The organism is Nocardia alni, from assembly GCF_019038435.1.
In the GTDB taxonomy this organism is placed as follows: domain Bacteria; phylum Actinomycetota; class Actinomycetes; order Mycobacteriales; family Mycobacteriaceae; genus Nocardia; species Nocardia alni.
Genome location: NZ_JAGPOX010000007.1, coordinates 21,721 through 40,731, shown reverse-complemented (window position 1 = coordinate 40,731; position 19,011 = coordinate 21,721). Strand labels below are relative to the sequence as shown.

Genomic DNA, 19,011 nt, shown 5'->3' with positions numbered 1-19,011 from the left:
CGGGTAACCCGCCACGCTGACGCTAGTCGTGAGCTGCGCGCGCTGTCGAGCGGTAGCGGCCGGGCGTCTGGCCGACAAGTTCGGTGAAGGCTTCGATGAAGCTGCTCGGGTTCGCCCAGCCCAGTCGCATGGCGGTGTCGGTGACCGAGGCGTCTTCGCTGAGTTCGAGCAATGCCCGCTGTATGCGTAGCAGCGTGCGCCACTGATGAAAGCTCATCGACAGTTCACTGCCGAACAGGCGGCTGAGGGTTCGTTCGCTCGAGCCGGTTCGGTGCCCCAGCTCGGCCAGCGTCGCCGGGCTGGCCGGGTCGGCGTGCAGCAGGTCGGTGACGGCCTTGAGGCGAACGTCGTTCGGCTCCGGCAGGCGAAGCGACTCCTGCGGGGCGCGGTCGAGCTCGGCGATGACGACCTCGAACAGCAGGCGGGCGCGGGGGCTGTCGACCGGTTCGCGATCGTTGGTCATCGCCAGGTATGCCTCGCGCATCAGCGCACTGGCCACGAAAACCGAAGGCTCGGGCGGCAGTTGCTCGGCAAGCGCCGCTGGAACCGGGAGCACTCGGACATCGGTCCGGCCATACGCGTGGCTGCTGTGCACGGAGAAGGGCGGCACCCACATAATCCGGCTCGCCGGCGCCACCCACGTACCCACCCGGGTCGCTGTGACCAGTGCTCCGGAGGCGGCATATCTGAGCTGGCCATAGTCGTGGAAGTGCGCGGCGATGTCCTCACCGTGCGCCATGGGCTCGCAGGCCGGCGCATCGTCGATCGAGAGGAACACCGGCTCGTGCTGGCGGGTTACTGGAATATCCTGGCGTAAAACCGGTGGCACGCCCGTACTGTAGCGCGCATCGTCGAGGTATGCGAGTCATCACCCAGCACACGCTCGGCGGTCCCGAGGTACTCACCATCGTGGACGCACCCGAGCCCCGGCCCCTCCCGACCGAGGTCCTCGTTCGAGTCAAGGCGATCGGGCTGAACCCGCTAGAGGCGCGCCTGCGCGCCGGCGAGTTCCCGCTGATCGGCACCCCGCCGTTCATCCTCGGCTGGGACATCAGCGGCGTGGTCGAACAGGCGCCGCAGACATGGCGCTTCCGGCCTGGCGACGAGGTGTTCGGGATGCCACTGTTCCCGCGGGCGGCCAATGGGTACGCCGAGGTCGTGTCGGCGCCGGCGTTGCATCTGGCACACAAGCCCGCCTCGCTGTCGCACGTCGAGGCGTCGGCGCTACCGATCGCGGGGCTGACGGCGTGGCAGGGCCTGGTCGATCTCGGCGGCGTGAGCGAGGGCGATCGCGTCCTGGTCCACGGCGGTGGCGGCGGGGTCGGCCATGTCGCGATCCAGATCGCGAAAGCGTTGGGCGCGTACGTGATCGCGACCGCCGGCGGGAGCAAGCGAAAGTTCGTCGAGGGGCTCGGCGCCGACGAGGTGATCGACTACACGACAGTCGACTTCGCCGAGGTGGTCCGAGACATCGACGTCGTACTCGACACGATAGGCGGCGAGACCGTCGAACGATCGCTCGCGGTACTCCGCCCGCGCGGGCATCTGGTAACGGCTGTTGCCGAGGAGGATTCGGAGCTCGTCGGAAGGTTCGAGGCGGCAGGCATGCGCTTCAGCGGCATCGCGGTCGACCCGGATCCGGTCGCCCTGCGAGGTCTGGTCGAACTCGTCGAACAGGGCAGGCTCAGCGTCCACGTGCAGGAGACGTTCCCGTTCGAGCGCGTCGCCGACGCCCACCGGCTGCTCGACGACGGGCACCTCCAGGGCAAGCTCGTCCTCACCCTCTGACCCGCCGCGGGGCCTCGCATTCGCGAGACGCCGGCCTTACGAGCTTTGCCACGCAATCGGATTCGATTGCGGGCATGCCGTTTTCACCGAACGGCGCGTCGATCACCAGCACGGTTTCTTCGGATCAGTTGAGCAGATCGGGACTCAGATAGGTGTCGACATTGCCGCCACCCCAGTCCACTCGCATCTCCGCTTTGTAATCGTGCCCGGAAGCCGGGTGAGCGAGGCTGCGGGTGCGGTAGTCGTGCGGACCGGCCGCGACGGGGAAATCGGTCTTCGCCACCTGCACACCACCCGGTTTTGCCGTGTAGTCCCACAGCCACAGGTGAATGGTGGCGGGCGCACCGTTGGGGAAATCGGTGTGCCCGTAGTAGTTGATGGCGCCGCCGTCTCCGTTGATACACGCGCTGGCGTACCAGGTATCAGTGTGCTTGCCGCCGTCGCGGCCACCACATCCGGAACCGACGTAAGCCGACGCCGTGCCCGACGAAACCGTGACCGCCGCCGCTGCCACCACGAGCCCGCTCAGCATTACCGCAGCCCGACCGATTCTGGACTTCACCATGTGTCTCCCGCCGAAACTATTCGCTACGAACAGATTTGGAGTCACTGTAGCTGGTTCTGTGTTCGATGCCCGTCCGAGGTCGGGCGCTTTCCGAGGGACTACTACCCACTGGATCAACGTGCCGGCGAAACCCACCGGGGACAAGTGAGTCCGTCTTCGTTGTCAGTCCGCACGCGCCGTTGGCGGTGGAAACCGAAGTCCGAGCCCGTGTCGGCGATGATGCGTTCGAGCAGCTGAACAACCTGCTCGCAGCCGTGCGGTTCCATCGAGCGATTGTGGACCGTTACCACCGAGTACCGGATCGAGGTTGTACTCGGCGGGTTCTTCAGCCTGCGCCTGGCCGAGATCGCCGGGGGCATCATCCAACGGGTCTGTGGCCAGGGGTGTCGTGTTGACACAATGTGCCGGCCTGACGGAGTGGCAGCGTGCGGTCGGGCAGGCCACAGAGCAGACTTGCTCGGGCCAGAGCTTCATCGCCCCCGACACCGAGGCAACGATGACACCGATTCCGGTTGGTTCCTCGCTCGACGCACTTCACGAGCTTCCGCAGTATCCGGCCGGGACGTCGTTCGGTCCCGATATCGACGCCGCCCATGAGATTCTGTTGTCCGACGCCGGTGAACAGGTGAAACGAGCGGCGTTCCTCGATTGGGCCGCGCGGCACCAGCCCTGCGTTTTCGGCCGGATGGCTACCAAATCCGGTGCACCCGCACGCGGATTGGCGATGAACCTGTGCTGGATCAGCCAGGAGATGTTGGAGACCGGACCACACACGGTCGCGGACCGGATCGCCGCGGACCGCCGAACCTGGAAGGAACGGGCCGCACGCGGCGAGAGCAGCGCGTTTCTGGTGATTTTCAACAGCCCCCACCTCGCTCGTGCCCGCCCCAGCGTCGAGCTCGCCTGGACATGCACCGACCTGGCATCGCTGTATCTCACCGAACGGGCACCCATCCAACCCGATGTGATCTATACCGAGGCCATCCCGCTGCGTGGGCGCGATGGCATACTGCGGTTATTCAAAGGCAGCGTGCAACTGTTCCACACCGGCGCGCACCTGCGCCGGCATCACGACCGCAGGATGCCGGGCGGGGCCATGATCTCGGTAACCGCACCGGGACATTACGCCAATTCCCTTCTCACCCAGGACCTATACACAGACCTGGTCGAATCGACGCACATGGTTCGCCGTCTGGCCGCGCGCTCGGTCGGCGCCGGCGGCCTGGGTGACGACCGCGCGGTGAGTACCACCTGGCACCGCGACACCCGGCCCGCCGAGCGGGACGCCGCCAGATCGTTCTCGGCGGCCTACCAACTCGACGTCCTGGTCCAATCCGACGTGGTCAGCGACCCCCGCCTCCGAACCGGACCCTGCCCCGCCCACGAACAGTGGTCCTGGCTGGATCTCAGCTACATCGACGCTCATGAAACGACCCCCGAGGACCGCACTCACGGCTGGTTCCACGGAACCCCCATCCACGAGCGCGACCTCCACCACAACCCCTGGTCACCGGTCGTCCCCGTCGACGCGCCAGACTTCAACTACTGAACCGTAGCGCTCGCGCAGCATGGGCACGTCGTCACTTTCCGGATCGGTCAGCGCGGCAGTGCGGCCGACCATGGCGAGGAGCTGTGCGCGGATCCCCGGTCCGGTTGACATAGGTTGTCTCCCAGCGCAATTCGTGCAGATGGGACGGGGACTTGAACGCGAGCAGGAGTGCTCTCCGTACAGATGGCAGGCGGCCGGCCGCGTGAGTTGATCTGTGCGCATGGATCTTTGAGCAGGCGGGTCGGCTATGCCGTATTCGGGATCGGGCCCGCGTCCGTGCGCCAAGTCCTCGAGCCCGGCGTCCTCGGCCTGTCCCTTCGCGAACTTCGACGCCAGCAGCGCCGCCGCCGCACGACCCAGCGATACCGGATCCATGATGTCAACCTCTCATTCGCTCAACCTCGAGACCCACCGCCCAGGCGATGCCGCACATGCCACCCGTGCCGGCGAACCAGCCTCTGCCCGGTTGAAACCCCTTCCGCGCCATGGTTTTCGAACCGGTCGGTTGCACGCCGGGGCTCCGACGTGCGGCCGGACCGGCCGTACGGAAAGGTTCATGACGTGTCCCCCTGTGTTCTCCTCCCGGCCGGCAACTGGCGACCGATCTGCAGTGGCGCCTACGGATCTCGTCTACCGTCGAGACCGGACTCCGGCCCCTTGTCAAGGCCCCGATGCACCCCACGGGGGTGAGCGACCCTCGACCCACGTCGAGCAGCGCTGTGTGCGACCACACCTGGGCCTCCCCGGGCTCTGGGCGATCGAGGCGACAGACCGTCCAGTCACCTCCCACCGACGCCCGATTCGAGACGAGAGCAGCGGTACTGCTGTTGTAATTACTGTGCGGCGCAGCGGGATGCGGCTCGGCCGGTATCCGTGCTCGCCTCTTCTCGAAAGGACATGGTCGTGCCGTTCACACTGCAACCGAACGAGGTCTACCGGGGCCAAGTGCCCGCCGTTCCCGCAACGGGAGTACGCGCTCCACACACCGCTACCGTTGTCGTTCAACCGGCACCGGACAACGCGAATCCGAATTTCAGGGTTGTCGTCCGATGGGGCGAGTACGAGGCGAGTCAAGCACTGAAAGACGTGATGTCGCGGGAGATTACCGGCAAGACGGTGCGTACGCTCCATTGGTACGCCACCACCACGTGGAGCTACCCCAGAATGTTCGGCCACGCACCGTGGAACGGGACGCACACCTTCGACCTCACCCACGGCGACCCCGGCGACCTCTACGAGATCGTCAACGAGGGCACGACCGACATCCAAGTGACCATTGTGTAGCCGAAAACCTTGCGGAGCTCCTCATGGTGATCCGTTCGAATACTTGCACCCACCGAACAGGGGTTCAAGTCGGATATCGGGCCGATAAACGACGAAAGCCGCTGCGAGGCAGCGGCTTTCGATTCAACCTGTGTCCGGAGGGGGACTTGAACCCCCACGTCCATTAGTAGGACACTAGCACCTCAAGCTAGCGCGTCTGCCATTCCGCCACCCGGACCGGTGGTGCTCAGCAAGGTTATCGGATCAGTCCGCTTGGACCAAATCACGGGAATTTTAGCAGGTCAGCGGGGTGGGCCGGAGTTGCTGAGCGCCTCCCGGGGATCAGGCCTTCAGGGCCTCGAGGAGTGCGGCGCGCTGGCGGGAGCCCAGGCCGCCGATGCGGCGGTCCGCGGGGATCTCGGCCTCGTCCATCAGCTTGGCGGCCTTGACCGGTCCGATGCCCGGCAGCGCCTTGATGACCGCGGCCACCTTGGTCTTCTTCACCAGGTCTTCTTTGTCGGCACGCTTGAGCACCTCGTTCATCGAGACCTTGCCCTTGCGGACCTGCTCGATGAGCTCCGACCGCGCCTTGCGGACCGCGGCCGCTTTCGCCAGCGCCTCGGAGCGTTGCTCGGCCGTCATGGTGGGAAGTGCCATGTCTACTACCTTTCACTCGTTCGCTGGAACTGCAACGGCACCGATTGAACATCACCGAACGCCGGGCGTCGTAACGACACACCGCGAGAACAGGCCGGGTAACGGGGGTCGGTTTGCCGTTCACGACGGCGGATGCGGGTAGTTAGCCAAGTCTGCCGAGGGCCTGGGACCGCGTAGCTCGCACCCCGTACGGCGTCCGGTCCAGTGGGCGGCGGAGCCGAATCAGGGCCATGACCGGTGCATTCATCGATCGGCGGCGGCGCGGCAATCGGCGCATGCAAGGCCGCGGGGTGCGAGTTCGGTGCGCGAATCCAGGTCACGGGTGCATGCGCGCACCTTTGCACACCTTGTCGACGACATTGCGCGGACCGTAGACGGCGATACCGACCAGATCGAGGTTCTCGGCGGCGACCGCACGCACGGCGGCGCGATTGTCGCGGTCGTTGCCGGTGGCGAACAGGTCGGAGGTGAACACCGCCGTCGACAATCCCCTGGTCGATGCCTTGTCGTGGGCCGAACGCAGTACCTCCTTGCCGCCTTCGAAGACCAGTACGGGCTGACGGAACATCGGCCGGTACACGGTCGCGTCCGCATCCTCGTACGGTTCCCCGATCACCTCGGGGAATGCGGTGCCCAGGCCGCTGACCAGGAAGGCCGTGACGTTGAGCCGCTGCCAGGTCTGGAGGTCGTCCCGCAGTAGGACCGCGATCTTGGTATCGAATCGCACGGTCTCGGTGGTCGGGTTTTCGACGGCACTGTTCTCCATGTAGAGGACTGTGCGCCGATCCCCCACGTCGAGGCTTGTACGATTCTGGCATGGTCGGCGGTGACGGCTCGGTCGGCCCACACACGGGTGCGGGCGAGCGAGTCCTGGCCTGGCAGCCCGCGGTGCCGGGCATCGTCGAGGTTTTTCATGCCCGGTTCGTGGAGCACGTCTACCCGATGCACGCCCACGATTCGTGGACGCTGCTCATCGTGGACCAGGGCGCGATCCGCTACGAGCTCGACCATCACGAACACGGCGCGCTCGGCTCGGTCGTCTCGCTGCTGCCGCCGCACGTGCCGCACAACGGCCAGGCCGCGACTGCACAGGGTTTCCGCAAACGCGTGCTCTACCTGGACACCGTGCACCTGCCCGAGGCGATGATCGGTCACGCCGTCGACACCCCGACGTTCACCGACCCGCTCCTGCACCGCAGAATCCGGCAGCTGCACGCGACGTTGGCCGACCCCGGCGCGGAATTCGAGGCCGCGAGCCGCCTGGCGCTCATCAACGACCGCCTGCACGTCCTGCTGCGCGGCGTCGAACCGCCCGCGCGGCACGGTGATCCGCGTCTGGCCCACCGCCTGCGAGAGCTGCTCGACGCCCGCACCACCGACGGCCTCTCGCTCACCGAGGCCGCCGCCGCGCTGCACGCCGACCCCACCCACCTGATCCGCGCCTTCGGCCGCGAATTCGGCATGCCGCCGCACCGATATCTGATCTCGCGCCGCGTCGACCGCGCCCGCGCGCTACTGCTGGGCGGCATGCCGACCCGAGATGTGGCCGCCGCCACAGGTTTTCACGACCAGCCACATCTCAACCGGCACTTCAAACGGATCGTCGGAACGACACCGGGACGGTACGCCCGCAGTACCGCCGAATGAGCACATGATGGTCCGCGGAGCCCTACCAACTCCGGCTTCATGCCGCCGCGGCGGACAAGACGGTGTCGAGCCAGTCGTAGATCCGTCCGAGCGCGAGACGCTGCGCTCCGCTGTGACAGTGGGCGTCCGCACCCTCCGCTGCGGTGAAACACAGAAAGGTCTTGGGGCAGGTCAACCGTTCGTACAGCCGATCCGGCTCCGGTTCTATGCCGTCACCACCGGCGAAGAAGAGGTCCTGGTCTGCCTTGCAGACCAACGTGGGACAAGCGATCTTCTCGGCGACGCCATCGAACAGGTTGAACTTCATGTACGCGGCGAGGAACTCCCGTGGGCTCCCGGTCCCGGTGACATACCTGCCGTGGCCGAACGCCCAACGCAGAGTAGGGCTCTCGGAGATGGCCGTGTCGAGGATGCGGTCGAGTTCGGGATCAGTCGCGGCATCGGCCCGGCGCACGATCTCCGCGTAGGGCAACGGAATCGGCTGGTGCAGTGGGACGCTGGCGCCGTAGACCCCGTCCACCGCGACGACCGCCGCGATCCTGGAGTCGAACGCCGCCGCCCGGGGCGCGAGCATGCCGCCGAGACTGAGGCCGAGCAGGGCGATCCGGGCCGCGTCCACCTCGGGGCGCGAGGCCAGGTGGTCGAGCACCGGGCCGACCACGTTCTCCCAGTCCGGCCGGAGTACCAGACGCTCGCGGTGGATGGCGCTGGGCTGACCCGGACCGTCGAATGTCAGCACGTGGTAGCCGCGTTCGATACCCGCAGCGGCCCCGAAGAAATGCATCTCCTCCGCGCTGCCGTCGAATCCGTTGTGCAGGACGATGGTTGGGCACTGCCCGGCCGACCCGCGTGCACGATAGAAGTAACCGCGCAGAACGGTTCCCTCGTAAGGGATCTCGACCGGTTCGACGACGGGGTCGCTCAGGGCCGCGAACGCGTGGAAACAGTCGACGCTGCGCTCGTAGGCGTTCGACACCCGCGGATCGTCCGGATTCTCGTGCAGGAAGAACTCGGCCGCGCGGTAATAGGTCGAGGCTCGCAGAAAGCCGTCCCGGGCGCTGACTCGGTGGCCGCCGGCGCGACTGCGCGTCGCCTCGGCCGCGATACGCTCGCCGGTACCCAGCCACGCGTCGTGCCAGGCGTCGTAGTCGCCCGGCGTGATGCCCTCGGCGGTCGCGATCACCTCCCCGATATCGGAGCCGCCAAAGGCGGCGTGGCCGAGCAGGCGCAGTGTTTCGAACCAGAACTGCGGATCCTCTCGAAAGAGCAGAGCGCGCATGAATCCTCCTCAGACAGTGCGATTGTCGTCCGGTGCGAAAGCGTCGCGATTGGCCGCCGCGAACGCGGCGAACGAGCGTGCCGGTCGTCCGGTGACGTCCGGCACGATGGAAGTGACGTGGTCCTGCGTGCCATGTCGGATGTCCTCGTCGAGCCCGGCCAGCAATGCGGCGTACTCCGCAGAGAGACCGGCGCCGGCCAACAGCGCGATCATCTCGGCAGTGCCGATGGGGCGGTGCCGCACGGGTCGATCGGCGACGTCGGCCACGATACGGGCCGCGTCGGTGTAGCTGAGCGCTCCGGGGCCGGTGATGAGATGAGACGTGTTGTGCGGCACGGTATCCAGTAAGGCTCGCACCGCCACTGCGGCGATGTCCTCGGCGTCGACGAAGGCCACCCGGCCCTGTCCGGTCGCGGTGACGATTTCGCCACGTTCCCGGATACCGTCCGCCATCGGATGCGTACCGACGAAGTTCTGCATGAACCACGACGGCCGCAACACCGCCCATTCCGGCGCCAGCGCGCGGACCAGCGGCGGCAGTGCGCCGAGTCCTGACCCGGCAAGCGGTACCGCGGACGAACTCAGCAGCACCACCCGGCGCACACCGGCGCGCACCGCAGTGGTCAGGAATCGCTCGACCTGTGGCGCCGGGTCGGCCACGCCGAGCGGCGGAATGAGGTAGACCCGGTCCGCGCCGGTCATCGCGGGCTCATAGGTACCGGGTGCGTCCCAGTCGAACCGCACCTGCTCCGGACCGGCGGGCGTCCTGGTCGCGACACGCACGACGGCCCGCTCCCGGCGTAGTTGGGTGCACACCCGGCTGCCGGTCGTGCCGGTCCCACCGATCACCAGTACCACCGGCTCGCTTCTGGTTTCGCTGTGTTCCGGCGTAAGCGAGGGCTCGGGTGTGTCCGTTGCTCGGTCCCTTCGGCTGCCCTCCGGTACGGATGACGGCTCGACTGTGTCCATCGCTCGCCCGACGCTGTCCAGCACAAGTGACGGTTCGGCTGTGTCCGTTGCTCGCTCCCCTCGGCTGCCCTCCGGTACGGGTGAGGGCTCGGTGGTGCCCGGCCCTCGCCCGCTACCCTCCGGCACCAGTGAGGACTTGGCCGCACCCAGCGCTCGCCCGCTACCCTTCGGCACGACTGAGGGTTTCGCTGTGTCCGTTGCTCGCTCGCTTCCGAGACCCTCTCGTCGCACGGGGAAGGGCTCGGCCGCGTCCGGCGTCCGCTCACTCATGCCTGCCGCCTGAACCGGTGAAGGCTGCGGTCAGTTCCGCCGGTCCGCCCATGATCTCGGCGGCGGCCAGCGGACTCCAATAGTCGCGGTAGGAGACGATCTCACCGGCGCGTGCGGTGAGCACGGCGACGTAGCTCATCCGGTACGGCTTACCCGTGGCCATCACCACCCCGATCGCCTCGAACTCGGCGAGCACGACATCGGGATTTTCGGTCCGGTGCACGGTCTGCGCGGCGATCTCCCGCACGTCCAGAAGATCCGGGTAGCCGCGCAGGTAGTCCTCGATCGCGGCCCGGCCTGCCAGCTTCTTCGGGTAATCGGCTGCGGCGAAGGGGAATTCGATGATGCCGTCGGCCGCCCACAACCCTGCGTAACCGAGCATGTCCTTGGCGAGTAGCAACCGCAACGACTCGGTGAACAGCTCGGCGGCGGTGCGTAGTGGTTCGCTCATGATGCCTCCATCCTAAAGGACGATACGGTACCGTCCCGACGTAACTATAGACGCGACGGGACGGTACCGTCCATACGTATAGTGACGCTATGACCGAACGCGCCAAACGCGCCGCCGCCGGCGCCGCTGTTCTGCAACCGCACGTCACGTCCTCCATAGAGGCGGCGGTGCTGGACGAACTGGCGGCGCAGGGCTACGGCAGACTGTCCATGGAGGCGGTCGCCAAGCGGGCGGGGGTCGGCAAGAGTGCGCTGTACCGACGATGGCCGTCCAAACAGGACATGGTGATCGCGGTGCTGTCGGATTTCAGCGTGCCGCGCGCCGAGATTCCCGACACCGGATCGGTCCGCGGTGATCTGCTGGCCACCCTGCGCGCGGTGCACGAGTGGCTCACTCATCCCCGCTTCGCCAGAATCCTGCCCGATCTCACGGCTGAGGCCGTCCGGAATCCGGCGCTGGCCACCGCGATCGCCGCCACCATCGGCGAGCCCCGCCGCGCTTTCGGCGCGACGGTCCTGCGACGCGCGATCGAGCGCGGCGAACTCCCGGCCGACCTGGACCTCGAACTCGCCCTCGACCTGGCCGCGGCGCCGATCTATTGGCGACTGACCGTCCGCCAGGCCCCGGTGGAACCCGACTTCCTCGAGCGCCTCGCCGATCAGCTGCTGCGCGCCTTCGGTGCGCGGCACATGGATTGAGACGCGGGCCGATCCGGCACACTGTCGTACTCGATCCGGACACGAGTGACAGGGTCTGCACGAGCGCTACATCCGTGCGCCGAGTGCGCGGGCGAAAGAACTGTGCAGCAGAACAACTCGCGGCCGATCGGTTTGTGCTTGTTCCGGCTGCACGGACGATTCCGTGCCCGGGTGCATGCGCGGCAGTAGCATCGCCGCCGATTGCCGAGAGCGAGGCGGAGACGGATCATGCGATTCACGAAATGCACCCTGGTGTGCGGCGCCGCACTGTTGTTCGTCGCTTCAGCCGCCGCGCCGGTCTTCGCGCAGGGGCCGGCCGACCGCACTGAGACATTCGTCCATACCTCGGCTCCGTCCGATGGCGTCGCAGAATCGCTTGTGCGGGTGCATATTCCGCTGCCTGCCGACATCGGTTCACATCCGGCCGAGTGTGATTGGCTGTCGTATCTGCGCTACCGTGACGCGAACGGACCGGCCAACGCCGCCGACGCGGATCGAATCCTGGTGGCGCAGCCGGGAATTCTGGAGGGCGCGGCGGCATTCGACAGTGTCGCGCGCAATACCGTGGCCGCGGCGGCGCGACGCGGGCGGCCCATCGAGTTCTGGGCGCTGGACCGCCGCTCCAACTGTCTCGACGACCATCTCGGAGTCGAGGCCGCTCTGTCGGAACATAATTCGGATGTCGCGCTCGATTATTACTACGGCGGGCGAGCGGTCGGCGGCCGTACCTTCGGCGGGTTCGAGAGCAAACCCGTCGCCTGGCTCGACCACATCGGCATCGCTCAGACCGTGCGCGACCAATACGACCTGCTGCGGCATGAACTACCCGATCAGCGGGTCCGGGAGTCCAAGGTGCTGTGCGGCGGCCATTCGCTCGGCGGCGTCATCACCGGATTCTTCGCGAAATGGGATTTCCAGGGCGACCCCGGATATCGGCAGTGCGGTGGGTATTTCGCCCTGGACAGCGAGGTCAGTACCTCCATGGCCGCGCTGTCGGGCGCGCCCTCCCTGACCGATCCGACCGGGCTGTCGTTCGACGCGACCCAGGCCGCGCTCGAGCTGCGCGTCGCACCCGCGACCGCCGATCTGCCGGTGCTCATCGGGCCGGAGACCATGACCCTGCTGGCCATCGCCGGGCTGGCCGCCGACCTGAAACCCGATGGCGTGAGCGATCTGGTGGCCCGGCTCCCCCGAACCCCGGGCATGGAGACGACACTGCGATTCCTGTTCTCTCGCAACTACTCCGCGATGCTGACCGGATCGCCGTCGGTGCGCGACTTCCGGTTCACCAACGGGGCGGCACTAGGTGCGCTGCTGAGCAACAACTCTCAGCCACTGGCCTTCCTCGAGGCGGGCCTCGGTTTCTTCTTCGGCGGCCCGGTCGCCGACAAATCCGTTCCCCTGGACCGTGATACGGCCACCGCGCTCGGACCGGCGACGTCGAGCTTCCTGGGCCCGGACCGGCTGGGATTCCCGACTCAGCCCAGCACACCCGGCCACCCCGGCCCGCTCTACACGTGGCGCCCGTACAACCGCCTCGATCCCTCCATGGCCCGCTACGCCACCCCGGGCACCGAGGTCACCGATATCGCCGAACTCGCACGCAGCCTGGCCGAACAGCCGGTCCCCTTCACCGAGGACTACTTCCCGACCCGCCTTGCGACCGATCCGTTGAACGCGGGTTCCCCCCAGATCGCCTCACATCTGCGCTACCCCAACGGAATCGCCGCCCACCCGGTCCTCACCGTGCTCGCCGGGCGCGGACTGGTCCTGGCCTCGGGCAACCGCCCGACAGGTGACGTGGTCATCGCCCCCGGCTACCACCACCTCGACGTCGTCACCGCTGCCGCGCAACAGAACAACGGGCAGCCCGAACCGGTATCGACAGCGCTCGCCAACTTCGCCCTGGGCTAGGCGCGAGGTCCCTCGGTCACCGCCTGCATTCTCATTCGCCTCACCGCTCCGCCGGGGCGGTGATGCCGTGCAGGATCAGGTCGGCGATGTGGGCGCCGAGTTGGTCCTGGTCGAGGCCGAGGGTGGCGGTGAAGCGGATGGCGGTGTTGAGGGTTCCGGTGATGGCGAGGGGGAACAGTTCGGCGGGGAGGTCGGTGCGCAAGGCGCCTTCGCGTTGGCCGCGAACGAATAGGTCGTAGAGGTTGCGGTGCATCGATCTGCTGGTCGGCGGGGGCGTGGGCCGACGTGATTGTCCTGGAAGGGGTTTGAGGTCGGTGCCGACGGTGATGAGGGGGTAGGACTGGGCGATGCGGGCCATGCCGATGATCAGGGCACGAAGCGTGGCGACCGTGTCGATGTGCTGGGCGAGGGCCTGGTCGATGGCGTGTTGGGCTTCCTCGGCGGCGGCCTCGAATACCGCGGCGCGCAGCGCGTCACGGTTGCGGTAGCGGCGGTAGACGGTAAGGCGGACGACGCCCGCCTCGTCGGCGATCTGCTGGATCGTGGCGGCCGGATTGTGCGCCAGCACGTGCGCGGCGGCCCGCAGGATGAGGGCGTCGGTGCGGCGGGCGTCGGTGCGGGGACCCCGCTGTCGGGCAGTGCCGGGGTGTGGTGCGCTCACGCTTTAAGTGTTACACATGCGGCACATTTCTGGATCTACGGTCGAGGCATGAAACAACGGATCAGGCCGATGGCCCGCGCCGCAACCGCCGTCGCCGAGTTCGCCGCATGACGGCGACGCTACGGGCAGCCGGTCTGGCGCTCGCGATGATGGTGTGGGCGCAACCCGTGCTCGCCGGTGCGCTGCTGTCCGGGCATTTCGACATGTTGCGCGTCCACCGGATCAACGGATTCGCGATCGCCGGTCTCGCCGTCGCGGTCACGGTGCTCGCGCTTGCCGGCCGGATTCGGGGCACGGTACCCACCCCGGTGATCAGCGCGGCCGCCGTACTGGCCGTCTCCGCCGTGGTGCAGATTCTGCTCGGCACGCATCGCATCCTGCTCGTGCACGTACCTCTCGGGGTATTGATGATATTCGGGACGGTGCGGTTACTGCGGTTCGCGAACGCGGAACGAACCGCCGAGCCGACAAGGGGACAGCGGTGACGGCCCGGACCAACCGCCGCCGATTCCTCGCGGCCGCCGCGGTAACGGCCGGCGGAACGATCATCGGCGCCGGATGGGCTCGCCTCGGACAATCCGGTGTCCTACTGCGCAGCCGGTGCCCGCTCCCGCCCGCATTCCAGAGCCTGTTGCCGATCCCGCCGACGCTGCGACCGTCTCGCGTGACCGCCGACACCGACTATTACGAGATCACCCAGCACCTCGCCGAGGTCTCCATCCTGCCCGGTTTCGCCACTACGGCTTGGACCTACGCGGGCAGCTTCCCCGGGCCGACTCTGATCTCCCGCGCGGGCCGGCGAACCGTGGTTCGTCACGTCAACCGGCTTCCGCATCCGGTGGTGGTCCACCTCCACGGCGGGCACACGCCGCACGACAGCGACGGATATCCCCTCGACCTCATCGCGCCCGTCGCGGCAAAACCGGGCGACGCCGCGATGACCCTGCCCGGCTCCACCATGGTCGGCTACCGGGACTATGTGTATCCCTTGCGGCAACCGTCCGCAACGCTGTGGTACCACGACCACCGCATGGGTTTCACCGGCCCCGGCGTCTGGTATGGACTCGCCGGATTCCATCTGATCCACGACGATATCGAGGACGCGCTGCCGCTCCCCCGTGGCGACCGCGACATCCCCCTCATGATCACAGACCGTGCCTTCACCGCCGACGGCCAACTCCACTACCCCCTCGCCGATCCCGACTTCCACACTCCCGGAACCACTTCCGCCTACCGAGACGGCGTACTCGGCGACGTCATCCTGGTCAACGGCGCCCCCTGGCCCGTCCTGCCCGTCGACCGGGCACAGTATCGCCTGCGCCTGCTCAACGCCTCCAACGCCCGCCGCTATCGGCTCCGCCTCGATCCGCCGCCGCCCGGGGGCGACGGGCTGGTCCAGATCGGCAGTGACGGTGGCCTTCTGGACCGCCCGATCGCCCACGACGACCTGCCGATCGCACCCGCGGAACGCTTCGACGTCATCGTCGACTTCCGTCGTTATCCGCCCGGAGCCCGCGTCCAACTGACCAACACCCTCGGTTCGGATTCCACCGGCCGAATCATGCGTTTCGACATCGCCACCGGCCCCGCACCCACCGACGACGCCCGCATCCCGCACACACTCACCGCCCCGAACACGCTCGACCCCGCCAGCGCCCGGACCACGCGCACCTTCGCCTTCCAGAACTATCCCGGCGGATGGCGCATCAACGGCCGCCTCTACCAGCCCGGAACCGACATCGCCCAGCCCCGCCTCGGCGACACCGAACTCTGGCGGTTCACCACCGACTTCCACCACCCCATCCACACCCACCTCGGCCAGTTCCGCATCCTCACCCGCAACGATCACCCACTGCGTCCAAGCGACCACGGCTGGAAGGACACCATCGACCTCGGTCCCGCCGAAACCGCCGAGATCGCCGTCCAGTTCACCGATTACCCCGGCCGTTATCTGCTCCACTGCCACAACCTCGAACACGAGGACATGGCGATGATGGCCGACTTCACTACGATCTGAGTCCATGCCCGGGGCCGTACGTGAAAGAATTCCTCCCGCGTTCGATCTAATTGCGGTTCGAAAGGTGTTCGATCACCGGTGCTATCGCGTCCATCAGCGGTGCGGGCACGGTCCAATAGGTGATGCCGAGCTTTTCGCGGCGGGCCAGGAGTTCGTCGCACATCTGCTGTGGTGTTCCGGAAAGTACCCGCAGCGATCCGGATCTCATCAGAGTATCCAGGTGGGGACCGAGGAAGGCGGCGACGGCTGGATCGGGGCGTTCGCCCGCGACGATGAGGTTCATGCTCAATTCCAGTTCTTCGAAACGGCTTTCGGCGGCTCGACGTACCCGCTCCACGAAGCCCGCGACGGTATCGGGATCGGTGACATTGCCGCCGAATGCGACGATATCCGCTGTCCGGCCGGCCAATTCGAGCAGGCGGTTTCCCGCACCGGCGATCAGTAGCGGCGGCCGTTGGACGGTCTGCGGAAATACGTCCGCGCCCGATACCGGATACGAACCGTCGGGGGCATCGACGCGCTGAGCATCGAACAGCGCCTTGATCAGCGCCACGCTGTCCGCCAGTCGTGTCACCCGCGCCGACGCCGAATACGACGGAATTCCGAGCCTGCCGTACTCGTCCGGATTCGAATGCCCCGCACCGAGACCGAGTTCGAATCGACCACCGGACAAAAGGTCCACCGTGGCGCTCTCCCGCGCCAGCAACACCGGGTTACGAAAGTTGTTGTTGAGCACATATGTTCCGAGGCGCAGCGTATCGGTGACCGCGGCGGCCATCGCGAGTGCGGGCAGCGCGGCCATCGTCGCGCGCGGGCCGGATTCCATTGTGTCGGGCATCAGGAAAGTGGAAAACCCGAGTGATTCGGCGCGCCGCGCGAGCGCGAGCCATTCTTCGCCCGAAGACACCTGATTGGCGACGACACCGAAACGAAATGCGTGGTTGGCTGTCATGAATCCCAACCATAACGGCAAAAATGTACCCCGAATGTAACACTTAATGTAGGCGCACCATGCTCACGGGTCGAGCGCGAGAATGAGTTTGCCGCGGTTGCCACCGTTGAACAGCTCGAGCAGCGTCGCCGGGAAGTCCTCGATCCCGCCGCGCACGATATGCTCGTGCGAACGCAGCTGACCGGTTCGCAGCCATTCGGACAGGTGCGCAACGCCTTCCGGGTAGCGCTCGGCGTAGTCGAAGATGACGAAACCTGTCATCGATGCGCGGGCGACGAGCAGTTGCATGTAGTTCGCCGGGCCGCGCGGCGCGTCGTTGTACTGGGATACCGCGCCGGACAGCACGATTCGCGCGCCGCGTGCCAGGCGGTTGAGGGCTGCCTCCAATGCCGCGCCGCCGACGTTGTCGAAAAAGACGTCGATGCCGTTGGGCGCGTGCGCTTTCAGCTCCGCGCGCAGATCGGCCGTCTTGTAATCGATGGCGGCGTCGAACCCGGCTTCCTCGACCAGCCAGCGGCATTTGTCGGCGCCGCCGGCGATCCCGATGGCACGCGCGCCGTTGATCCGTGCGATCTGCCCCACCACGCTGCCGACCGATCCCGCGGCCCCCGACACCAATACCGTGTCACCCGGCTCGGGCCTGCCGACGTCGAGGAGTCCGAAGTAGGCCGTCAGGCCGCTGATGCCGAGTGCGCCGAGGTGCAGTGGCGCGGGTCCGGCGGCGGTGTCGATCTTCGTCACGCCGTCGCCGTCGGACACCGCGTAGCGCTGCACTCCGAAGACGCCCGACACCTGTTCTCCGACAGCGAATCCGGGATGCCGGGTAGCGGTCACGTGCCCGATCCCCAAGGCGCGCATCACCTCCCCGATCCCGACCGGCGGCACATACGAGCGACCCGCATTCATCCAGGTACGCATGGCGGGATCGATCGACAGATATTCGACCTCGACGACGAATTCACCCTCGCCGGGCTCCGGCAGTGGTTCCCGGGTGATCTCCCAGTCCGCGGCCTTCGGCAGACCGACCGGCCGGGCGACCAGCCTGCATTGGGTATTCGACGTCGTCACGTGCGACCTCCTTCTCTCACAGCATCGCCACCTCGCTCGGCAGGCCCAGCAGGAGCCGTCCGGGCAGGTCGCGGGATGCCTCGTTGACCTGGAAGTGTGCGGTGGCGGTGAAGGCGTCGCGGAATTTTCGTTGCAGCGGTGAGCTGTCGTAGATCGCGCTGCCGCCGGCGAGGTCGTACATCGAGCGGACCACATCGGCCGCAGTGCGCACGCCGTGGGTGGCGGCGAGGCGTAGTCGCGCGCGAGCCTCGACCGGTACCGGCTCCGCGGTCCGGCTCGCCTGCCAGGCGACCTCGACAGCCTGATAGTAGAGCGCCCGCGCGGCCTCCAGCGACGACTCCGCGGCGGCGACCGCGTTCTGGGTGCTCTGCCGTTCGGCCAGCGTGCGGCGCGACGCGATACCCTTTTTCTCCCTTGCCAATTCTATCAAGGAGTCGATCGCCCCACGCGCGTTGCCCAGCGCCGCGGCGGTGATACACGCGGCGAAGAAACCGAAGGGCGGGAATCGGTACAGCGGCCGATCGATCAGCGGCCCGTCGGCCAGCGAGAGAAGCCGTTCGTCCGGAACGAACACCTCATCGGCGACGACGTCGTTGCTGCCGGTGCCGCGCAGGCCGAGGGTGTGCCAGGTATCGAGGATCTCCAGGTCGCCGGTGGGCACCGCGGCGATGACATGCTCCGGACGGTCCTCCCGCAGGAAACCGACGAACAGCACATCGGCATGGTTGACGCCGCTGCAGAACCCCCATCGCCCCGACAACGCCACGCCTCCCGGCACCCGCCGTCCCGTGCCCTGCGGCGCCCATACTCCGGCGGCGACGCCACGGCCCCCGCCGAACAACTCCGCGCGGCCGGCAGGCGGTAGATACGCGGCCAGCAGGCTGCTGGTGACGGCGATCGACACGCACCACCCGGCCGACATGTCACCGCGAGCCACCTCCTCCGCGCAACGCAGCGCGACCGCCGGAGGCAATTCGAGGCCGCCGACCTCCGCGGGTGCGCCGCCGCGCAACAGGCCCGAATCACGCAACGCGTCCACCAGCTCGTCGGGAAGCCTGCGCGCGGCGTCGATCCGTTCGCCCGCACCCCGTGCCATATCGGCGATCCGTCGGCTGCCGGCCTCGACGTCCGACCACTCTCCTGTGGGTGCGATGCCGTCGGCACTGGTCATACGAGCCTCACTTCCACGGACACAACGGGTCTTTCGATCACGTTATTGGATGAACCACCGAACCTTCCACGAATTACCCGCTTCCGACCACC

The 19,011-nt window shown here is 67.2% G+C and carries 19 protein-coding genes and 1 tRNA gene; 8 read left to right on the top strand and 12 right to left on the bottom strand.

Going from position 1 to position 19,011, the window contains the following annotated elements; all coding sequences use genetic code 11:
• Positions 1-22: 22 nt before the first annotated feature.
• Positions 23-829, bottom strand: a complete 807-nt coding sequence (locus JZ791_RS04780) for a helix-turn-helix domain-containing protein (protein WP_308162776.1) — start codon at positions 827-829, stop codon at positions 23-25.
• 29 nt (positions 830-858) lie between these two features.
• On the opposite strand from JZ791_RS04780, the gene JZ791_RS04775 reads away from it, so the two are divergent.
• Positions 859-1,788, top strand: a complete 930-nt coding sequence (locus tag JZ791_RS04775) for an NADP-dependent oxidoreductase (RefSeq protein WP_216892915.1) — start codon at positions 859-861, stop codon at positions 1,786-1,788.
• Between the two features lie 124 nt (positions 1,789-1,912).
• Here JZ791_RS04775 and JZ791_RS04770 read toward each other — a convergent pair whose 3' ends face one another.
• A complete protein-coding gene (locus JZ791_RS04770) occupies positions 1,913-2,353 on the bottom strand; it encodes a hypothetical protein (protein WP_216892914.1) in 441 nt (146 codons plus the stop codon).
• 391 nt (positions 2,354-2,744) lie between these two features.
• Here JZ791_RS04770 and JZ791_RS04765 point away from each other — a divergent pair, with 391 nt between their 5' ends.
• Together JZ791_RS04765 and JZ791_RS04760 are read left to right on the top strand one after the other, a co-directional pair.
• Positions 2,745-3,902, top strand: a complete 1,158-nt coding sequence (locus JZ791_RS04765; RefSeq protein ID WP_216892913.1) for a hypothetical protein — start codon at positions 2,745-2,747, stop codon at positions 3,900-3,902.
• Positions 3,903-4,805: 903 nt separating this feature from the next.
• Positions 4,806-5,186, top strand: coding sequence for a hypothetical protein (locus JZ791_RS04760; RefSeq protein WP_216892912.1), 381 nt, complete (start codon positions 4,806-4,808; stop codon positions 5,184-5,186).
• A gap of 131 nt (positions 5,187-5,317) precedes the next feature.
• Here JZ791_RS04760 and JZ791_RS04755 read toward each other — a convergent pair.
• From JZ791_RS04755 to JZ791_RS04745, 3 genes are all read right to left on the bottom strand, one after another.
• Positions 5,318-5,403, bottom strand: a tRNA-Leu gene (locus JZ791_RS04755).
• 104 nt (positions 5,404-5,507) lie between these two features.
• Positions 5,508-5,822 (bottom strand): integration host factor, actinobacterial type, encoded by a 315-nt coding sequence (gene mihF, locus JZ791_RS04750; protein WP_216892911.1) that lies wholly within the window; start codon positions 5,820-5,822, stop codon positions 5,508-5,510.
• 316 nt (positions 5,823-6,138) lie between these two features.
• Positions 6,139-6,588 (bottom strand): DUF2000 domain-containing protein, encoded by a 450-nt coding sequence (locus JZ791_RS04745; RefSeq protein ID WP_216892910.1) that lies wholly within the window; start codon positions 6,586-6,588, stop codon positions 6,139-6,141.
• A gap of 50 nt (positions 6,589-6,638) precedes the next feature.
• Between JZ791_RS04745 and JZ791_RS04740 the strand changes: the two genes are divergently transcribed.
• Positions 6,639-7,469, top strand: a complete 831-nt coding sequence (locus tag JZ791_RS04740; RefSeq protein WP_216892909.1) for a helix-turn-helix domain-containing protein — start codon at positions 6,639-6,641, stop codon at positions 7,467-7,469.
• A gap of 37 nt (positions 7,470-7,506) precedes the next feature.
• On the opposite strand, the gene JZ791_RS04735 is transcribed toward JZ791_RS04740, so the two are convergent.
• The 3 genes from JZ791_RS04735 to JZ791_RS04725 all read right to left on the bottom strand — a co-directional run bounded on the left by JZ791_RS04735 (position 7,507) and on the right by JZ791_RS04725 (position 10,438).
• Positions 7,507-8,748, bottom strand: a complete 1,242-nt coding sequence (locus tag JZ791_RS04735; protein ID WP_216892908.1) for an alpha/beta hydrolase family protein — start codon at positions 8,746-8,748, stop codon at positions 7,507-7,509.
• 9 nt (positions 8,749-8,757) lie between these two features.
• Positions 8,758-9,597 carry an NAD(P)H-binding protein gene (locus JZ791_RS04730; RefSeq protein ID WP_308162775.1) on the bottom strand — a complete coding sequence of 280 codons (840 nt, stop codon included), beginning with the start codon at positions 9,595-9,597 and terminating at the stop codon, positions 8,758-8,760.
• Between the two features lie 382 nt (positions 9,598-9,979).
• On the bottom strand, positions 9,980-10,438 hold the full coding sequence (locus tag JZ791_RS04725) for a nuclear transport factor 2 family protein (protein ID WP_216892906.1): 459 nt from the start codon (positions 10,436-10,438) through the stop codon (positions 9,980-9,982).
• A gap of 89 nt (positions 10,439-10,527) precedes the next feature.
• On the opposite strand from JZ791_RS04725, the gene JZ791_RS04720 reads away from it, so the two are divergent.
• Entirely contained in the window at positions 10,528-11,136 is a 609-nt protein-coding gene (locus JZ791_RS04720; protein WP_216892905.1) for a TetR/AcrR family transcriptional regulator, read from the top strand.
• A gap of 228 nt (positions 11,137-11,364) precedes the next feature.
• Complete coding sequence (locus JZ791_RS04715) at positions 11,365-13,050, top strand: hypothetical protein (protein WP_216892904.1); 1,686 nt, start codon at positions 11,365-11,367, stop codon at positions 13,048-13,050.
• 40 nt (positions 13,051-13,090) lie between these two features.
• On the opposite strand, the gene JZ791_RS04710 is transcribed toward JZ791_RS04715, so the two are convergent.
• Positions 13,091-13,711 carry a TetR/AcrR family transcriptional regulator gene (locus tag JZ791_RS04710; protein ID WP_216892903.1) on the bottom strand — a complete coding sequence of 207 codons (621 nt, stop codon included), beginning with the start codon at positions 13,709-13,711 and terminating at the stop codon, positions 13,091-13,093.
• A gap of 107 nt (positions 13,712-13,818) precedes the next feature.
• Between JZ791_RS04710 and JZ791_RS04705 the strand changes: the two genes are divergently transcribed.
• Both JZ791_RS04705 and JZ791_RS04700 read left to right on the top strand, forming a co-directional pair.
• Entirely contained in the window at positions 13,819-14,196 is a 378-nt protein-coding gene (locus tag JZ791_RS04705; RefSeq protein ID WP_216892902.1) for a hypothetical protein, read from the top strand.
• Entirely contained in the window at positions 14,193-15,728 is a 1,536-nt protein-coding gene (locus JZ791_RS04700) for a multicopper oxidase family protein (RefSeq protein WP_216892901.1), read from the top strand. Before JZ791_RS04705 ends, JZ791_RS04700 begins: the two co-directional genes overlap by 4 nt.
• Positions 15,729-15,774: 46 nt before the next feature.
• On the opposite strand, the gene JZ791_RS04695 is transcribed toward JZ791_RS04700, so the two are convergent.
• From JZ791_RS04695 to JZ791_RS04685, 3 genes are all read right to left on the bottom strand, one after another.
• Entirely contained in the window at positions 15,775-16,680 is a 906-nt protein-coding gene (locus JZ791_RS04695; protein ID WP_216892900.1) for a TIGR03621 family F420-dependent LLM class oxidoreductase, read from the bottom strand.
• A gap of 63 nt (positions 16,681-16,743) precedes the next feature.
• A complete protein-coding gene (locus JZ791_RS04690) occupies positions 16,744-17,748 on the bottom strand; it encodes an NADP-dependent oxidoreductase (protein WP_216892899.1) in 1,005 nt (334 codons plus the stop codon).
• Between the two features lie 16 nt (positions 17,749-17,764).
• Complete coding sequence (locus JZ791_RS04685; RefSeq protein ID WP_216892898.1) at positions 17,765-18,919, bottom strand: acyl-CoA dehydrogenase family protein; 1,155 nt, start codon at positions 18,917-18,919, stop codon at positions 17,765-17,767.
• Positions 18,920-19,011 lie beyond the last annotated feature (92 nt).

What these genes read in the sequence shown, in the direction of transcription:
- JZ791_RS04695 (WP_216892900.1), bottom strand. Translation starts at nt 16,680, where the DNA reads ATGACAGCCAACCACGCATTTCGTTTCGGTGTCGTCGCCAATCAGGTG.
- JZ791_RS04715 (WP_216892904.1), top strand. Translation starts at nt 11,365, where the DNA reads ATGCGATTCACGAAATGCACCCTGGTGTGCGGCGCCGCACTGTTGTTC.
- JZ791_RS04685 (WP_216892898.1), bottom strand. Translation starts at nt 18,919, where the DNA reads ATGACCAGTGCCGACGGCATCGCACCCACAGGAGAGTGGTCGGACGTC.
- JZ791_RS04745 (WP_216892910.1), bottom strand. Translation starts at nt 6,588, where the DNA reads ATGGAGAACAGTGCCGTCGAAAACCCGACCACCGAGACCGTGCGATTC.
- mihF (WP_216892911.1), bottom strand. Translation starts at nt 5,822, where the DNA reads ATGGCACTTCCCACCATGACGGCCGAGCAACGCTCCGAGGCGCTGGCG.
- JZ791_RS04725 (WP_216892906.1), bottom strand. Translation starts at nt 10,438, where the DNA reads ATGAGCGAACCACTACGCACCGCCGCCGAGCTGTTCACCGAGTCGTTG.
- JZ791_RS04720 (WP_216892905.1), top strand. Translation starts at nt 10,528, where the DNA reads ATGACCGAACGCGCCAAACGCGCCGCCGCCGGCGCCGCTGTTCTGCAA.
- JZ791_RS04735 (WP_216892908.1), bottom strand. Translation starts at nt 8,748, where the DNA reads ATGCGCGCTCTGCTCTTTCGAGAGGATCCGCAGTTCTGGTTCGAAACA.
- JZ791_RS04775 (WP_216892915.1), top strand. Translation starts at nt 859, where the DNA reads ATGCGAGTCATCACCCAGCACACGCTCGGCGGTCCCGAGGTACTCACC.
- JZ791_RS04770 (WP_216892914.1), bottom strand. Translation starts at nt 2,353, where the DNA reads ATGGTGAAGTCCAGAATCGGTCGGGCTGCGGTAATGCTGAGCGGGCTC.
- JZ791_RS04705 (WP_216892902.1), top strand. Translation starts at nt 13,819, where the DNA reads ATGACGGCGACGCTACGGGCAGCCGGTCTGGCGCTCGCGATGATGGTG.
- JZ791_RS04740 (WP_216892909.1), top strand. Translation starts at nt 6,639, where the DNA reads ATGGTCGGCGGTGACGGCTCGGTCGGCCCACACACGGGTGCGGGCGAG.